This is a genomic window from Janibacter alkaliphilus, from assembly GCF_013408565.1.
Taxonomy (GTDB): Bacteria; Actinomycetota; Actinomycetes; order Actinomycetales; family Dermatophilaceae; genus Janibacter; species Janibacter alkaliphilus.
This window is the reverse complement of record NZ_JACBZX010000001.1, coordinates 1,250,625-1,265,700: the sequence shown is the minus strand read 5'-3', so window position 1 is coordinate 1,265,700 and position 15,076 is coordinate 1,250,625. Positions and strand designations below refer to the sequence as shown.

At 74.2% G+C, this 15,076-nt stretch carries 17 protein-coding genes; 12 read left to right on the top strand and 5 right to left on the bottom strand.

The window, feature by feature from the left end; all coding sequences use genetic code 11:
• Window positions 1–118 precede the first annotated feature (118 nt).
• From BJY28_RS06180 to BJY28_RS06165, 4 genes are all read left to right on the top strand, one after another.
• On the top strand, window positions 119–691 hold the full coding sequence (locus BJY28_RS06180; RefSeq protein ID WP_246313354.1) for a TetR/AcrR family transcriptional regulator: 573 nt from the start codon (window positions 119–121) through the stop codon (window positions 689–691).
• Window positions 688–1,101 (top strand): DMT family transporter, encoded by a 414-nt coding sequence (locus tag BJY28_RS06175; protein ID WP_179462225.1) that lies wholly within the window; start codon window positions 688–690, stop codon window positions 1,099–1,101. The genes BJY28_RS06180 and BJY28_RS06175 overlap by 4 nt, the downstream gene beginning before the upstream one ends.
• Window positions 1,098–1,418 (top strand): SMR family transporter, encoded by a 321-nt coding sequence (locus tag BJY28_RS06170; protein WP_179462224.1) that lies wholly within the window; start codon window positions 1,098–1,100, stop codon window positions 1,416–1,418. Before BJY28_RS06175 ends, BJY28_RS06170 begins: the two co-directional genes overlap by 4 nt.
• A gap of 326 nt (window positions 1,419–1,744) precedes the next feature.
• Window positions 1,745–3,040 (top strand): aspartate aminotransferase family protein, encoded by a 1,296-nt coding sequence (locus tag BJY28_RS06165; protein ID WP_179462223.1) that lies wholly within the window; start codon window positions 1,745–1,747, stop codon window positions 3,038–3,040.
• 9 nt (window positions 3,041–3,049) lie between these two features.
• Here the strand turns inward: BJY28_RS06165 and BJY28_RS06160 are convergent, their stop codons facing one another.
• Window positions 3,050–3,388 (bottom strand): MGMT family protein, encoded by a 339-nt coding sequence (locus BJY28_RS06160; RefSeq protein ID WP_179462222.1) that lies wholly within the window; start codon window positions 3,386–3,388, stop codon window positions 3,050–3,052.
• A 33-nt stretch (window positions 3,389–3,421) separates the two neighbouring features.
• Between BJY28_RS06160 and BJY28_RS06155 the strand changes: the two genes are divergently transcribed.
• Entirely contained in the window at window positions 3,422–3,907 is a 486-nt protein-coding gene (locus BJY28_RS06155; RefSeq protein WP_179462221.1) for an SRPBCC family protein, read from the top strand.
• Window positions 3,908–3,948: 41 nt separating this feature from the next.
• Here BJY28_RS06155 and BJY28_RS06150 read toward each other — a convergent pair whose 3' ends face one another.
• Window positions 3,949–4,644 (bottom strand): peptidylprolyl isomerase, encoded by a 696-nt coding sequence (locus BJY28_RS06150; protein WP_179462220.1) that lies wholly within the window; start codon window positions 4,642–4,644, stop codon window positions 3,949–3,951.
• A gap of 65 nt (window positions 4,645–4,709) precedes the next feature.
• On the opposite strand from BJY28_RS06150, the gene BJY28_RS06145 reads away from it, so the two are divergent.
• From BJY28_RS06145 to BJY28_RS06125, 5 genes are all read left to right on the top strand, one after another.
• Complete coding sequence (locus BJY28_RS06145; protein ID WP_179462219.1) at window positions 4,710–5,207, top strand: hypothetical protein; 498 nt, start codon at window positions 4,710–4,712, stop codon at window positions 5,205–5,207.
• A gap of 62 nt (window positions 5,208–5,269) precedes the next feature.
• Window positions 5,270–6,754 (top strand): hypothetical protein, encoded by a 1,485-nt coding sequence (locus BJY28_RS06140; RefSeq protein ID WP_179462218.1) that lies wholly within the window; start codon window positions 5,270–5,272, stop codon window positions 6,752–6,754.
• A 237-nt stretch (window positions 6,755–6,991) separates the two neighbouring features.
• The gene (locus tag BJY28_RS06135) at window positions 6,992–7,789 is read left to right on the top strand and encodes an MBL fold metallo-hydrolase (RefSeq protein WP_179462217.1); all 798 of its coding nucleotides are present in this window, start codon (window positions 6,992–6,994) and stop codon (window positions 7,787–7,789) included.
• 3 nt (window positions 7,790–7,792) lie between these two features.
• Complete coding sequence (locus tag BJY28_RS06130) at window positions 7,793–9,121, top strand: alpha-hydroxy-acid oxidizing protein (protein ID WP_179462216.1); 1,329 nt, start codon at window positions 7,793–7,795, stop codon at window positions 9,119–9,121.
• Window positions 9,122–9,304: 183 nt separating this feature from the next.
• The gene (locus BJY28_RS06125) at window positions 9,305–10,618 is read left to right on the top strand and encodes a mechanosensitive ion channel (RefSeq protein WP_179462215.1); all 1,314 of its coding nucleotides are present in this window, start codon (window positions 9,305–9,307) and stop codon (window positions 10,616–10,618) included.
• Between the two features lie 62 nt (window positions 10,619–10,680).
• On the opposite strand, the gene BJY28_RS06120 is transcribed toward BJY28_RS06125, so the two are convergent.
• Together BJY28_RS06120 and BJY28_RS06115 are read right to left on the bottom strand one after the other, a co-directional pair.
• Window positions 10,681–11,811 (bottom strand): DUF2330 domain-containing protein, encoded by a 1,131-nt coding sequence (locus BJY28_RS06120; protein ID WP_179462214.1) that lies wholly within the window; start codon window positions 11,809–11,811, stop codon window positions 10,681–10,683.
• Window positions 11,812–11,919: 108 nt separating this feature from the next.
• Window positions 11,920–12,780 carry a hypothetical protein gene (locus BJY28_RS06115; RefSeq protein WP_179462213.1) on the bottom strand — a complete coding sequence of 287 codons (861 nt, stop codon included), beginning with the start codon at window positions 12,778–12,780 and terminating at the stop codon, window positions 11,920–11,922.
• Window positions 12,781–12,862: 82 nt separating this feature from the next.
• On the opposite strand from BJY28_RS06115, the gene BJY28_RS06110 reads away from it, so the two are divergent.
• Window positions 12,863–13,867, top strand: coding sequence for a phosphotransferase (locus tag BJY28_RS06110; protein ID WP_179462212.1), 1,005 nt, complete (start codon window positions 12,863–12,865; stop codon window positions 13,865–13,867).
• 10 nt (window positions 13,868–13,877) lie between these two features.
• Here BJY28_RS06110 and BJY28_RS06105 read toward each other — a convergent pair whose 3' ends face one another.
• Window positions 13,878–14,573, bottom strand: a complete 696-nt coding sequence (locus tag BJY28_RS06105; RefSeq protein WP_179462211.1) for a class I SAM-dependent methyltransferase — start codon at window positions 14,571–14,573, stop codon at window positions 13,878–13,880.
• A gap of 114 nt (window positions 14,574–14,687) precedes the next feature.
• On the opposite strand from BJY28_RS06105, the gene BJY28_RS06100 reads away from it, so the two are divergent.
• Complete coding sequence (locus tag BJY28_RS06100; RefSeq protein ID WP_179462210.1) at window positions 14,688–15,053, top strand: DUF1330 domain-containing protein; 366 nt, start codon at window positions 14,688–14,690, stop codon at window positions 15,051–15,053.
• Window positions 15,054–15,076: the final 23 nt, after the last annotated feature.

Below are 15,076 nucleotides of genomic sequence, written 5' to 3'. Positions count from 1 at the left end.
CAAATCACAGACCCTGCGCAACTGCCGGGGCGAATCACGGGCAGCCGTCGCAACAGCTCGGCCCGACAGGATCGGTCCGGCTTTGTTACTTGACCTATTGGTCAGTAAAGTGCCTCCCATGCCCCCGACCCGCCCCGCGCACCGACCTTCCACCCGAGCCGCGATGCTCGAGGCGGCGAAGGGGGAGCTGGGCCGGAGCGGCAGCCTGTCCCTGGCCTCTGCGGCCGAGGCGGCCGGGGTCACCAAGCCCGGCCTGATGTACCACTTCGCCACGAAGGCCGAGCTGATGACCGGCTTGCTGGACCACGTGATCCAGGGGTACGAGGACGAGATCACCGACACCCTTGCCGCGCTGACCCCCGGCGCGTCCCTGGCCACCAGCACCGTCGCCCAGCGGCTCGCGGCCTACCTCGTCTGGGCCAGCCGGGCCGACCTCGACCCGTCGGACCTCGTGATGGTCGCCGACCCTCGGCTGCGCGACACCCTCATCGCCCGATGGGTCGAGCGCCTCGAACCGTGGCTGGCCGTCCCGCGTGAGCTGCCGGTCGGCCAGCGTTCCCGGTTGCTCGCGGCGCGGCTGATGGCGGACGGCATCTGGTTCGACCGGGCGAGCGGTGCGGTGGCGCTCACCACCGCGGAGACGGACGGGGTCACGCAGGTCGCGCTTGACCTGCTGGAGGTGGATCGATGAGCGCCGCACCGGCCCGGTCGTCGTCCTGGCACGCCTCTCCGTGGCTGCTGCTGGCAGCCGCGGTGCTCAGCGAGGTGACCGCCTCGCTCTCGCTCAAGGCTGCCCTCGACCACCCGGTCCTCTACCTCGTGGTCGCCGCCGGCTACGGCACCTCCTTCACCCTGCTCTCGGTCGTGCTGCGCCGCGGGATGCCGCTCGGCGTCGCCTACGGGGTGTGGTCGGCCTGCGGCGTGGCCCTCACCGCGGTGCTGTCGACGGCCATCTTCGGCGAGGCCATGACCCCGCTGAAGGGGGTGGGCATCGCCCTGGTCATCGCCGGGGTCCTGGCCGTCGAGCTCGGCGCCCAGCAGGCCGACCCGGCGGCGCCGGTCGGACGCGCCCTGCCGCCGGAGGAGGTGACCTCGCCGTGAGCTGGCTGCTGCTCGCCGGGGCGATCGTCTGCGAGGTCGCTGCGACGCTGTCGCTCAAGGTCGCCTCCGACGGCCACCGCCGGTGGTACCTGGCGGTCGGGACCGGGTACCTGCTGGCCTTCGGGCTGCTGGCCGGGGCGCTGGGGACGGGTATGGCACTCGGTGTCGCGTACGGGATCTGGGCGGCCGCCGGGGTGGCGCTGACCGCGATGCTGTCGCGCGTCCTCTTCGACGAGCCGCTGACCCGGACGATGCTGCTCGGGATCGGGCTCATCATGGCCGGCGTCCTGCTCATCGAGCTGGGAGCCGAGCTCTGACCCTCCTCCCCCAGGACGGACCGACCCCCTTCGCAAGGTGAATTGCCCGGGCAGTTGCGCAGGGAGAGGTGATTTGCCCGGGCAGTTGCGGACCCTGGTGTGAATTGCCCGGGCAGTTGCGCAGGGGGTCCGTAATTTGCCCGGGCAGTTGCGGACCCTGGTGTGAATTGCCCGGGCAGTTGCGGAGAGGGTCTGTGATTTGCCCGGGCAGTTGCGGGGGTGGGGCGAGCGGGCCGGGTGAGCGCGGGGTGTTGACCGGGGTCGTAGCCTGCTCGGGCGCTCACCTCCGAGCGCGCGGGGGCAGCGCCAGCACGAAGGAGAGCGACTTGGCCGAGGACACCTTCTGGCAGGACGCGGAGCGCCACCTCGTGCGCTACGGCTCCGGCTTCACCCTGCGGATCATCGAGCGCGGCACCGGCTCCGTGGTGATCGACAGCGACGGCCGGGAGATCCTCGACTTCACCTCGGGCCAGATGAGCGCGGTGCTCGGGCACGCCCACCCCGACGTCGTGCGCACCGTGCAGGACTCCGTGGCCACCCTCGACCACCTCTACAGCGGGATGCTCAGCCGCCCGGTGGTCGACCTCGCCGGCCGCTTCGCCGACGCGCTGCCCGGCTCGGTCGCCAAGACCCTGCTGCTGACGACCGGCGCCGAGGCCAACGAGGCCGCGCTGAAGATGGCCAAGCTCGCCACCGGCGGCTACGAGGTGGTCGCCTTCGACCGGTCCTGGCACGGGATGACCTCCGGCGCCGCGGCGGCCACGTACTCGGCCGGGCGCCGCGGCTACGGCCCGATGGGGGTCGGCACGCTCACCCTGCCCACCCCCAACGCCTACCGCTCCCCCTTCCGCCGCCCCGACGGCAGCCACGACTGGGCCACCGAGCTGGACTTCGGCTTCGACCTCATCGACCAGCAGTCCACCGGCGCGCTGGCCGCGTGCATCGTCGAGCCGATCCTCTCCTCCGGCGGGATCATCGAGCTGCCCCCGGGCTACCTCGCCCGGCTGCGCGAGCTGTGCGACGAGCGCGGCATGCTGCTCGTGCTCGACGAGGCGCAGACCGGCATCGGACGCACCGGGCACATGTACGCCTTCGAGCGGGACGGCGTGGCCCCGGACATCCTCACCCTCTCCAAGACCCTCGGCGCCGGGCTGCCGGTGGCCGCGGTGGTGGTCCGCAGCGAGATCGAGGAGAAGGCGGCCGAGCGCGGCTTCCTCTTCTTCACCACCCACGCCTCGGACCCGCTGGCGGCGCAGGTCGCCCTGACCGTCCTCGACGTCGTCGAGCGCGACGGCCTGGTGGCCCGCGCCGCCGCGCTCGGCGAGCAGATGCGCGAGCGGCTGCTGGGCATGCAGGAGCGGTCCGCGGTCGTTGGCGACGTGCGCGGCCGAGGTCTGCTGCAGGGTCTGGAGCTGGTCACCGACCGGGCGACGAAGGAGCCGGCCGACGCCCTCGGCCAGCAGGTCACCGCGACCTGCCTCGAGCGGGGCCTGCACCTGAACATCGTGCAGCTGCCGGGGATGGGCGGCATCTTCCGGATCGCGCCGCCGCTGACCATCGAGGAGGACGAGCTGCACCGCGGGCTGGACATCCTGCAGGAGGCGATCGCCGAGCACGCCTGACGGGCGGGCTCACTCCGGCAGGTCGGCCACCCGCTCCCGCCAGGCTCGCTCCAGCGCGACGAGATCGACCCGATGGTCGGCGATCCGGCAGCCCCGTCCGCCATGGGTGAGCAGGATCCCCTCGTCGGCCCAGCGGGCGAAGGCGGCCTCCCGCAGGTGCGGCACGTGCTCACCGGCCGCGTTGGTCACCCGCCACCAGGCGACGTTGCTGCCGTAGTGCCGCATCACCGAGCCGACCTGCCGCGGCCCGGTGCCGACGAGCGCGGCCAGGTCGCCGTAGCTGACCACCCGCCCGGCCGGGACGAGCTCGACCGCCCGCAGGACCCGCTCGACCATCACCTCGTCCACGCCCGCCAGCCTCTCAGGTGCGAGGGTGGCGGCATGAGCGAACGCATCGAGGTCCAGCGCACCATCCCGGCGGCGGCCGAGGCGATCTTCGCGGTGCTCACCGACCCGCAGGGTCATGTAGCCATCGACTCCTCCGGGATGCTGCAGGACGCCGACGGCCCGCGGGTCACCGGCGTCGGGGACCGATTCGTCGTGCACATGGACCGGGAGGCGCTGGGCGACAACGACCTCGGCCGCTACGACGTCACCGTGATCATCACCGCCCTCGAGCCGGACCGGGAGATCGCCTGGACGATCGAGGGCGTCATCCGGCCGCCGCTGCGGCACGTCTACGGCTACCGGCTGGAGCCGGTCGAGGACGGCACGCTGGTGACGAGCTACTACGACTGGTCCGACCTCGCGCCGGAGTGGCGCGACTCCGGGGTCTTCCCGGTGATCGGCGAGCTGGCCCTCAAGGGCACCCTCGGCATCCTGGACCGGACCGTCCGCCGGGGCTACCCGCTGGCCAGCCCCGCCTGAGCCGGCCCCGTCTGAGCCTGCGCGGCCGGGGCGCGCCCGGGTCAGGACTCGGTGATGGTGACCTTCTCGATGGTGTGCACCTCCGAGGGGCGACCCTCGCCGTCGGAGCCGTCCTTCTCGATCGCCTGCAGGGCGTCCATCCCCCCGGTGACCTCGCCGAAGAGGCTGTAGGAGGGGTCGAGCTGCTCGGCCGCGTCGTCGCCCAGGACGATGAAGAACTGCGAGCCGTTGGTGTTCGGGCCGGCGTTGGCCATCGCCACCGAGCCGACCTCGTAGCCCTCGTCGGGCAGCTCGTCGGCGAAGTTGTAGCCCGGGCCGCCGGCGCCGGTCCCGGCCGGGTCGCCGCCCTGGGCCATGAAGCCCTGGATGACCCGGTGGAAGGTCAGCCCGTCGTAGAAGTGGTAGCGGCACAGCACGACGAAGTTGTTCACCGTCTGCGGCGCGGCCTCGTCGTCCAGGGCGATGGTCACCTCGCCCTCGTCGGTGGTCATCGTCGCGGTGTAGGTCTTCGCGGTGTCGATGCACATCGGCGGCGCCTCGTCGAAGCTGGTCCGCCGCTCGGCCGAGCCGTCCTCGGGGGGACAGCTGTCGCTGGAGCTGCTGCTGCCCGAGCCCGAGCCGGCCTGGGAGGACCCCCCGGACCCCGACGCGGGGCTGGTGCTGTCCGTGCCGCACCCGGCGAGCGCCACACCAGCCAGCAGCGCGACGGCGAAGGGGGCGGCTCGGCGCGTGCTCATGAGCCCGAGTGTAGGCAGCCCGGGGCCGGCACGTCGGCGCGACCCGCCCCGGTAGCCTCACCCCCGTGAAGGTCACCAGCCCGTCGGGCGCCACCTGGCGGGTCTCGCGGCGCTGGCTGCCCTGGCGCCGCCGCACCTCGCTCGACCCGATCAGCGGCATGCCGTCCACGCCCAGCGGGCTCTCCCTCGGCGACGACCCGATCAGCATGATCTTCGGCGTCATCATCCTCATCGTCGCTCTGCCCTTCCTCATCGTCGCCCTCGTCGTCATGGCGGCCGTCGCCCTGGAGCTGCTGCTCCTGCTGCTGCTGCTCCCGCTGGTGATCCTCGGTCGGGTCCTCTTCGGCCGGGCCTGGCGGGTGGAGATCCGCCAGGGCTGGGAGCCGGTGTGGGAGACCGAGGCCGGCGGCTGGCGGGAGAGCGGTCGGCTCATCGAGCGGCTCGGGCAGGACCTGCAGCAGGGACGGATGCCGTGGCGCGTCCCTGCGGGTGGGTCGTCACCGACCCCGCACCAGCACCTGACCGGCCAGCCACCGCCGGGGCAGCCGCCGCCACCGGTCTGAGCCTCGCGCCGACCGGGGCCGGCCGGTTGCCCGGCGCCGCGGCCCGCCCCGAGGATGTGCCCATGAGCAGCGAGCGGACCTCGGCCGGCATCCACTTCCCGCGCGAGGGCGAGGGACGACCGACCACCCCGGTCACCCGGAGCGTCCTCGCCGACGCGGTCGAGGGCGTCGACCCCGACCTCGCCGGGCGGATCCGCGACGCGCAGGCGTGGCGCAAGGACTACGTCCCGCTGGTGCACGCCCTCACCGCCGCCTCGGCCACCTCCCCCGAGGCGGGCACCCGGATCGCCGCCGACGGGCTGGCCGCGATGCGCCGCCGGATGGTGCTGGTGGACGGCGAGATGGAGACCACCCTCGCCGAGGTCGACCTCGACCGGGAGCCGGTGGAGGCCCCCTTCGCAACCGAGTCGGTGCACGGCACCGCCGACCCGGTCACCGAGCTGCGGGTGCCCTACCAGGGCCGCGAGCTCGCCGGCGACGAGCTGCTGGCTCAGCTGCAGCGGTGGGTGGAGGCCGGGGTGGTCGAGCCCTCCTTCGCCGAGGCCGTCGGCGAGGTGGTCGCGACGCCCGAGTGGCTGGCGCTGCCCGACCAGCAGGTGCTGCTCGTCGGCGCCGGCGCCGAGATGGGCCCGCTGGAGCCGCTGCTCTCCTGGGGCGTGGACGTGCACGCCATCGACCTGCCCCGCTCGAAGGCCTGGCGCTACAAGCGCGGCCTGGCCGCCGGCGGCGCCGGGCGGCTCAGCTTCCCGGTCGATGCCCACGGTGACTCCGGCGCCGACCTGGTCCACCAGCCCGCGCAGGTGCTCGACTGGATCCGTCGCGAGCGCACCGGCGACCCGCTGGCCGTCGGCATGCACGCCTACGCCGACTCCGGGGTGCACGTCCGGGTCAGCGCCGCCGCCGACCTGCTGATGACCGCGCTCACCGCAGACGACCCGCGCACCGCGCTAGCCTGGCTGGCCACCCCGACCGACGCCTTCGTCGTGCCTCCGGAGGTCGTCGCCGAGGCCCGGCGGCGGTGGCGCACCCGGTCGGCGGTGACGAAGGGGGCGCAGGCCCCGCTGCGCCGGGCCGGGCGCGGTCACCTCTTCGCCCCGGCGTACGCCGACGCCCCGGACGGCGGGGCCGGTGTCGCCGACATCCTCGTGCCGCAGCAGGGCCCGAACTACGCCATCGCCAAGCGGCTGCAGCGCTGGCGCGGGGTGGCCGCCGAAGGGGGCGGGCAGCGGGTGTCCTTCAACGTCGCCCCGGCGACGTGGACCCGCTCGGTGGTCAAGAACCCGGTGCTCGGCGCGGCGTACGCCGGGGCGCACCACTTCGGTGTGGAGGTCTTCCAGCCGGAGACGGTGCGGCCGCTGATGGCGGCGCTGCTGGTGCGCGACCTCGTCCGCGAGCGGCCGACCCGAGCGCACCCGGAGGAGCTCTTCAGCGAGGCCGCGGCGCACGGCGGGCTGTGGCGCGCCGGCTACGAGCCGAAGACCGCGCTCGGGGTGGCCGCGGTCGCCGGCCTCCCCTCACGGCTGCGGGCCCGGGTCACCCGCGGCTGAGCGGCGGGCGCACCGGACCTGAGGGCAGCTGCGGTCAGGCCTCGGACGCACACCGCGCTCCGCACCCCCTGACAGGTCGCGCACAGGCAGCGCTCCCACGATGGTGACCACGCTCCGCGCCCCCCGGAGCAGCCCCTTCCCCCTGAGGGGCACCCCGCCGCCCCACCACCCTCCCCTGGTGCCCGGGCGGCGGGGACGGGAGGGGGCCCCGCGAGGCGGCTCGGGCAAGATGGGTGCATGAGCGTCCGGCACCTCGACTGCGGCACGATGCGACCCCCCTTCGTCCGGGGCGGGCTGCCCTGCCACGTGCTGCTCGTCGAGCGGGACGAGGGCCTGGTGCTCGTCGACTCCGGCTACGGCATGCACGACATCGACCGACCGGTGGTCCGGCTCGGCGGCAACCGCACCCTGATGCGGCCGGTGCTCACCGCCGCGCAGACCGCCGTCCACCAGGTCCGCGACGCCGGCTACCACCCCCGCGACGTCCGCGACATCGTGCTCACCCACCTCGACCCGGACCACGTCGGCGGCATCGCCGACTTCCCCTGGGCCCGGGTGCACGTCACCGCCGCCGAGCGGGCCGCCGCGGCCACCCCGCAGACCGCCGGGGAGCGGGCGCGCTACCGCCCCGCCCAGCTCGCCCACCACCCGACGCTCGTCGAGCACACCCCGGACGGCGACGCCTGGTGGGGGCTCGGCGCCGCCCAGGAGGTGCTGCCCGGGGTCGTGCTCATCGCCCTGCCCGGGCACAGCCGTGGTCACGCCGCGGTCGCCGTCGACGCCGGCGGCCGGTGGGTGCTGCACGTCGGCGATGCCTTCTACCACCGCTCGCAGGTCACCGAGGGCGGCAGCACGCCGTGGCTGCTGCGCACCATGGAGCGCTCGATGGCCATCGACCGCGACCGGGTCGAGCAGAACCACCGACGGATCGCCGAGCTCATCGCCCGGGACGAGCCGGGGCTGCTCGTCGTCAACGCCCACGACCCCGAGATGCTGCGCGACGCACGCCGGGTGGACAGAGGCGCTACGTTGTGACTCATGGGTAACAACGACGGGTCGCGCGGCGCTGGACGGGCCGCCCAGGACGCCATCTACCGCCCCGGCACCCTCGGGCTCACCCCCCGGGTGCCCACCGACACCGACGCCCTGGAGCGCCGCGCCCGACGGGCGATGAGCCGACGGGCGTGGGCCTACGTCGCCGGCGGCGCCGGCACCGGGACCACGGTGGACGCCAACCGGGCCGCCTTCGACCGATGGCAGGTCGTGCCCCGGGTGCTGCACGGCACCGACCGCCGCGACCTGTCGACGACCGTGCTCGGGACCGACCTGGCGGCCCCGCTCATGCTCGCCCCGGTGGGCGCCGCGGCCCTGGTCGCTCCGGACGCCGACGTGCGGATCGCCGAGGGCGCGCACACCGCCGGCATCCCCTACGTCTTCAGCAGCCAGGGCGGCTGCCCGATGGAGCAGACCGCGTCGGCGATGGCCGGCACGCCCTTCTGGTACCAGCTCTACTGGTCCAGCGACGAGGGTCTCGTCGACTCGATGATCGGCCGGGCCGAGGCGGCCGGCGCGCAGGCGCTCGTCGTCACCCTGGACACCACCATGCTCGGCTGGCGCACCCAGGACCTCGACCTCGGCTCGCTCCCCTTCGCCCGTGGCCAGGGCATCGCCCAGTACACCTCCGACCCCCGCTTCATGGAGCTGGTCCGCGAGCGCCTCGCGGCCAGCACGTCCGGTGGCGCCGCCGGCCTCGGGCTCGACCCGCGCCGACCGCTGCGCCTGGCCCGCGGGGTGGCCGGGGCGGCCGCCGCGCTGCTCTCGATCTCCCGCGCCCACCCGGGACGCACCCTGGACAACCTGCGCTCCCCCGAGCCGCGGGCGGCGGTGGAGACCTTCCTCGACATCTACTCCAACCCGGCGCTGTCCTGGGAGCACCTGGCGACGCTGCGCGAGCGCACCCGGCTGCCGATCGTGCTCAAGGGCGTGCTGCACGAGGACGACGCCCGCCGCGCCCTGGACAGCGGGGTGGACGCGCTCGTTGTGTCGAACCACGGCGGCCGGCAGGTGGACCGGTCGATCGCCGCCCTGGACGCCCTGGTCACCATCCGTGAGGCGGTCGGGCCCGAGGCCACGCTGCTGCTGGACAGCGGGGTGCGCACCGGCGCCGACCTCTTCGTCGCCCTCGCCCTCGGCGCGGACGCCGCCCTGCTCGGTCGCCCGCACGTCTACGGCCTGGCCCTCGACGGGGCCGCCGGGGTGGCCGCGGTGATCGACGCGGTGATCGCCGAGCTCGACCTGACGATGGGCCTGGTCGGCGTCCCCGACATCGCCGGGATCACCCGGGAGCTGCTGCGCCCGGCACCGTGAGCCCGGCCCCCCGAGCCACACCCTCCGAGCCACACCCTCCGAGCCTGGCCGGCTGAGCCCTCGAGCCCGGCCGGACCAGTCGTTGCGAACCGGTGACCTGGCTCTGACCTGCACAGATGCGCCTCGGCGGGCATGGTGGAGGTGCTTCACGACCTGACGCCACAGTCGAAGGGGAGGAATCTCGTGGACTCGTTCGAGGACATCAACTGGGCCGAGATGGCCATCAACGCGGTGACCGTCATCGCGATCCTGGTGGTCACCTGGCTCATCGCCATGGCGGTCCGGTGGGCCGTCGCCAAGCTGGTCACCCGGATCCCGGCGCTGCAGCGCACCGGCAGCGACGGACAGACGCTGGGGAGCTCGATCGGCAGCATCGCCTCGTTGCTCGTCTGGCTGCTCGGCCTGGTCGCCGTGCTCCAGGTCTTCAGCCTGGACCAGGTGCTCAGCCCGATCACCTCGATGCTCGACACCGTGCTGGGCTACCTGCCCAACCTCATCGGTGCCGCCTTCGTCTTCTTCATCGGCGCACTCATCGCGAAGATCGTGCGTCAGCTCATCGAGACCAGCCTGGCCACCGTGGACCTTGGCAAGATCGCCGGTTCCGCCTCGCAGCGGGTGGCCGGTGCCACCGACCTGCGCGGCGGCCCGCCGTCCGGCCAGCCCGCCCCGCCGTCGGGTCAGCCCGCTCCGCCGCAGGGCCAGTCGGCGCAGGGCCCCTCGGGCGGCCAGGGCGACGGTCCGTCGATCGGGTCGACGATCGCGACGATCGTCTACGCGCTGATCATGATCGTCGTGGCCATCGCGGCCCTGCAGATCCTCGGGATCTCCTCGATCTCGCGGCCGGCCGAGCAGATGCTCACGACGATCTTCGACGCGCTGCCGAGCATCGTCGCCGCGGCGATCATCCTCGGCATCGGCGTCGTCATCGCCCGCTTCGCCGGCGACCTGCTGGGCCAGATCCTCTCCGGGGTCCGGGTCGACAAGGCGCTGCGCGAGGCCGAGGTGCTGCCCGAGGGGTCCAGCGCGGTCCCGACGATCACGAAGATCGCCCAGGTCGCCATCGTCCTGTTCTTCTCGGTGATGGCCGCGCAGATGCTGGGCTTCCCGCAGATCACCACCTTCCTCTCCGAGGTGCTCGCCCTCGGTGGCCGGGTGCTCTTCGGCGGGGCGATCATCGCCGCCGGCTTCTACGTCGCCGGGCTGCTGGCCCGGGCGATCACCGGGATCGCCGGTCAGGTGGTCCGGTGGGCGACGATCATCCTCTTCGCCGCGATGGGCCTGACCTACATGGGCGTCGCCGACTCGATCATCGAGCTGGCCTTCGGCTCGCTGGTCGTCGGGTCCGCGGTCGCCGCGGCGCTCGCCTTCGGTCTGGGTGGCCGGGAGACCGCCGCCCGGGTCCTGGAGAAGGTGGAGTCCAAGGCTCGCGCCGCCCGCGCAGCGGAGCGGCCGGCAGCCGCCGGTCAGGCGGCGCAGGAGGACGAGCCGGAGCAGTGAGCGGTCAGCACTCGTGACCAGAGGCCCGGTCCCCGTCGGGGGCCGGGCCTCTCGCCGTCCGCTCAGCCGGGGCCCTGACCGGCCCGCCAGGCGCGCCGCAGCATCACCACCAGCAGGGTCGGGACCGCCAGCACCGGCACGATGACCGCCCAGGCGAGGAAGGTGCCGGCCGAGGGGATGAAGAGCCGCAGCACCCACGGCGCGTCCTGCCAGTGCACGACCTGCTCCCGGTACGGCGCGTCGGTGGAGTCGGCGGCGAAGGTCATGTCGGTCGTCGCGTCCTCGGGCCGGACCGTGAGGTCGTGCCGGGTGAGGTAGCCGGCGCCGTCGGTCAGCTCGGCCAGGGTCGTACCATCTGTGACGTCCCCGGAGATGTCTCCGGCGAACTTCAGCTCGGGCTCGACGTCGCCGAGGGCCGGCACGGTGCGGTGCTCGGTGAGGGTGTAGATCCGCACCGGCAGGCTGCGCTCGGCCTCGGCCTGCATCCGCATCGGGTAGACCATCTCGTCGCTGGGGAAGCTCGCCCGGACCGGCTGCAGCCCGCCGTCGAAGCCGTCCGCCTCGGCTCCGGGGGAGAGCTGGATCGCGGCGATCACCCAGCCCTCGTCGAGGTAGGGCTGGGTCGCCTCGACGACCGGCTCCCGCACCCGGTAGTCGTGCTCGCCGAGCCAGTCGGTGACCGCGCCGGCGTCGTCCGAGGTCAGCTGGGTGACGGTGAAGGGGCCGAGCTCGCGCTGCTCGAGGACGTCCACCCCGCTGCCGACCTGGGCGCCTCCGGAGCCGTCCCCCGACATGCCGAAGCCGGGCATCCCGAGACCGCGCCAGCGGGTGCGCTCGACGACCTCGGGGCGGGTGCGCTCGTAGAGGTCCTCGAAGGTGTCGGTGTCGGCGAGGGAGAGCTGGGCCCGGGCCGGCAGCGGCAGGATGAGGGCCGCCGACTCTGAGTCGGTGGCCATGTCGAAGGAGAGCAGGATGTCCTCGGTCTGCCCGTCGTGACGCACCAGCGCGGTCTCCCCGTCGATGACCACCGGGCCACCGTCGGCCAGGGGCTCCAGCCCGCCGCAGGCGCACGCCCAGGTCGGTGCGGCCAGGCCGCCGACCTGCAGCAGCGCCACCAGCACCGCGACCAGCGCCGCGCGGCCGAGCGTCACGGCCGCCCTGGCGCGCGAGCGCGCACCTCGTCCCTGCCTCATCCCAGATCCCCTTCCCCGCGACCGGTCCACGACAGTGTGACGTGAGCGGATCCGGTCCGGTTCCCCGGGCGAAGGGACGGCGGGCAGATCAGGCCGGGTCGGTTCGGATCAGGTCAGCGAGTCCAGGGCCGCCTCGAGCTCGCCGGGCGTGCGCACCGGCTCGGCGAAGGGGAGCACCACCGTCCGGATCGACGTCGCGTCCAGCACGAGCCAGGTGAGCGCCGCCGAGTCCACGTCGGCGAGCAGCACCCGGCCGGCCAGGTGGGCGACCACCTCCGGCAGGGGTCGCTGGTCACCGCGACGACCTGCCCTGCTCCCGGCCAGCACCTCGGTGACCCGGGCCCGCGCCCAGGCCTCGCCACGGCGCTCGACCACCTCGACCACCGCCCACTCCTGCTCGACGGTCGGGAAGCAGCCCTGACCGGCCAGCTGCTGCGGGGCGTAGGCGTCGATCCCCAGCGGACCGTGCACGAGGACCCGCTCGGTGGCGACCAGCGCCACCCGGGCCCCGGCGGCCGCCGCAGCCTCGACCGCCGGGGGCAGCACGTGGGCGACGATCATCGCGGCCGCCTCGTCCGGGCCGACGAGGCGCAGCCGGCCCAGGGCGTGCAGGCTGGCCATGGCCGCCCGCAGCTCGTGGTGCGCGCTCAGCTGGTCCACCCGCAGCCGGACCTCGGGGTGGCCCTCGCCCAGCCCGCACGGGCGGGCGCCGGCGAGCGCGACCGCGACCTCGCCGGTGGAGCACAGCCCGTGCGCCAGGGCGACGTGGCTGCGGCCCGGGTCCTCGCGGTAGGCGACGAGGCTGCATCGTCCGGCGCCGCGGGCGAGCCGCCGGGCCACCGACAGCGCCGTGCGCTCCAGCAGGGCCGCCAGCGGCGGAGCCGGGCCCTCGGGGCAGGTGCGTTCGTCGGTGGGGTGCAGGTCGGTGACAGGCTCACGCAGACCGCGACGTCGTGGGCTCTCGTCCATGGCATTGAACTCTCGGCTGAAGGCAAGGGCAGGCTTACCTTATCTGTGATCGCCGCCACGTGCGTGCAGGTAGGTTGACCGGATGTCCCCGAGCACGTCCGACGCGGAGCAGCCCACGCCGACGCCCTTCGTCGAGGAGGTGGCGACCCAGGCGTGGCTGGAGCAGGCGCGGACCTGGATCGGCGACCGCCTCGCCGAGCACGGGCTCACGGTCGACGGTGAGATCGAGCAGACCCGGGTGCGGCCCTGGTCGACCCAGCTCGTCGCCCCCACCGCCGACGGACCGGCCTGGTTCAAGGCGGGCTGCCCGTCGATGGCCTTCGAGCCGGCGCTGCACCTGGCCCTGGCGGAGCTCGCCCCGGCCGAGGTGGACCGGCCCCTCGGGACCGACCCCGAGCGCGGCTGGATCCTCACCCGCGACCGCGGCCAGACCCTGGCGGCGACCCGGCCACCGACGACCGTCGACTGGGCCCGGGTGGTGCGCGACTCGGCTCGGCTGCAGCGCCGGCTGCGCGAGCACCGCGAGCGGCTGCTGACGACCGGGCTGCCGGACCGGCCACCGGCGAGCGCGCCGGAGCGCTTCGACGCGCTGCTCGCCGGGCTGCGCTCGCTGCCGCCGACGCACCCCTCCTACCTCACCGGGCGCGAGGAGCAGGCCTTCGCCGGACGACGCGACCGGGTGGTGGAGGCTGCGGCCGCGATCACCGAGGCCGGGCTGCCGCTGTCCCTGCAGCACGGCGACCTGCACCCGAACAACGTGCTCATCGTCGACGACGACCTGCGGGTCTTCGACTTCGGCGACGCCCTCTGGGGGTGCGCGCTGGAGGTGCTGCGGGTGCCGCAGGCGATGATCGAGGAGCAGCCCGAGGTGGTCGCCGACACCGTGCTCGAGGCCTACGTCGAGGGCTGGGAGGGCGACCTCGACCTGGCCGACGTGCGGCGGCTGTGGGACGACGTCTCGATCGTCTGGGCGGTCGGGCGGGCCGAGACCTGGTTCGGCGCGGTGCGGGACGCGCCGCGCGCCTCGCTGGCGGACTGGGGCGTCGCGGCCCGGCACCACCTGGGGTGGGCGCTCGGGCTGGAGTGACCCGGGCTTCTCAGTAGGGGTCGGCGGCGATGGTGTGCCCGAGCAGCCGGGCCAGCCGACGCTGCCGCAGCCGCAGCAGCACCTTCACGAGCAGGTTGCGGGCGAACCACGGCAGCTCGCCCAGCACCCGCGCCCGGTCGGTGACGGTGGGCCGGGTCATCTCGTACAGCGCCAGGCTGCCGGTACGCCCCAGGTAGCGCGAGCGACGGTCGGTGACCAGCCACCACAGCAGCGCCAGGGTCACCCCCACCGAGGTGAAGGCGTCGTGCACCAGGAAGCGGTCGCCCCGCCCGAGGTGCCGGGTCCAGCCGAGGTCCTGCAGGCACGAGCGGGCGTCGTGCTTGCCGTCGACGTAGAGCATCCGGATCGGCGTCTCCCAGTCCGCGAGCACGTCGGTGCTCGGCCGCGGGTGCTGGGTGACCGCGTCGTGCACAGCGGCCGTGCGCAGGTTCGCGGCGAAGCGGGCCGCGGTGTCCTCGCCGCCGTACTTCCAGCCCGAGGGGAAGGGGTCGATGGCCGCCACCTCGGCGCCGCTGGCGCCGAGCACGACGGTGGAGCGGCCGAGGTGGTTGCCGATCTCGACGACGAGCCCGGGGGCGACCCGGGCCGCCTGCTCGTGCAGCACCTGGGCCTGGTCGCGGGTCAGCCAGCCGTCGATCGGCTCGGCGGCCGGCCAGACCTCGGCGAAGGGGCGGGGGACGGGCACGGGGACCTCGAGGGGTTGGGGGACGGCGAACGGACGGACGGGCGCCCGCAGCGGACGCCACGGCAGCATAGGCACCCGTTGTCCCGGCGCGGGCCCGGATGGCAGGGTCGGGTCATGGCGATCGACCCGACCGGAGCCGACCTCAAGGCCTTCCTGGCCGACCGACCCGACGAGCCGGTGGTGATGCTCAACCTGCTGCGCTTCCGCGACGGCGGGCAGGAGAGCTACGCCCGCTACGCCGAGGCGGTGACCACCACCTTCCTGCCGCGCTACGGCGGCGAGGTGGTCTACTCCGGCGACGGGTCGAGCCCGCTGGTCGCCGAGGACGGCCAGGCGTGGGACGCGGTGCTGCTGGTGCGCTACCCGACCCGGCGCGCCTTCAGCGAGATGGTCGCCGACCCCGAGTACCAGCAGGTCACGCACCTGCGGTCGCAGGCGCTGGCCGAGGCGGTGCTGCAGCCCACGACCCCCTCGGGCTGACCCGAGGGCCGACATCCGAGACC

What these genes read in the sequence shown, in the direction of transcription:
- BJY28_RS06180 (WP_246313354.1), top strand. Translation starts at nt 119, where the DNA reads ATGCCCCCGACCCGCCCCGCGCACCGACCTTCCACCCGAGCCGCGATG.
- BJY28_RS06175 (WP_179462225.1), top strand. Translation starts at nt 688, where the DNA reads ATGAGCGCCGCACCGGCCCGGTCGTCGTCCTGGCACGCCTCTCCGTGG.
- BJY28_RS06155 (WP_179462221.1), top strand. Translation starts at nt 3,422, where the DNA reads ATGAGCGAACGCATCGAGGTCCAGCGCACCATCCCGGCGGCGGCCGAG.
- BJY28_RS06150 (WP_179462220.1), bottom strand. Translation starts at nt 4,644, where the DNA reads ATGAGCACGCGCCGAGCCGCCCCCTTCGCCGTCGCGCTGCTGGCTGGT.
- BJY28_RS06140 (WP_179462218.1), top strand. Translation starts at nt 5,270, where the DNA reads ATGAGCAGCGAGCGGACCTCGGCCGGCATCCACTTCCCGCGCGAGGGC.
- BJY28_RS06135 (WP_179462217.1), top strand. Translation starts at nt 6,992, where the DNA reads ATGAGCGTCCGGCACCTCGACTGCGGCACGATGCGACCCCCCTTCGTC.
- BJY28_RS06130 (WP_179462216.1), top strand. Translation starts at nt 7,793, where the DNA reads ATGGGTAACAACGACGGGTCGCGCGGCGCTGGACGGGCCGCCCAGGAC.
- BJY28_RS06120 (WP_179462214.1), bottom strand. Translation starts at nt 11,811, where the DNA reads ATGAGGCAGGGACGAGGTGCGCGCTCGCGCGCCAGGGCGGCCGTGACG.
- BJY28_RS06115 (WP_179462213.1), bottom strand. Translation starts at nt 12,780, where the DNA reads ATGGACGAGAGCCCACGACGTCGCGGTCTGCGTGAGCCTGTCACCGAC.
- BJY28_RS06110 (WP_179462212.1), top strand. Translation starts at nt 12,863, where the DNA reads ATGTCCCCGAGCACGTCCGACGCGGAGCAGCCCACGCCGACGCCCTTC.
- BJY28_RS06100 (WP_179462210.1), top strand. Translation starts at nt 14,688, where the DNA reads ATGGCGATCGACCCGACCGGAGCCGACCTCAAGGCCTTCCTGGCCGAC.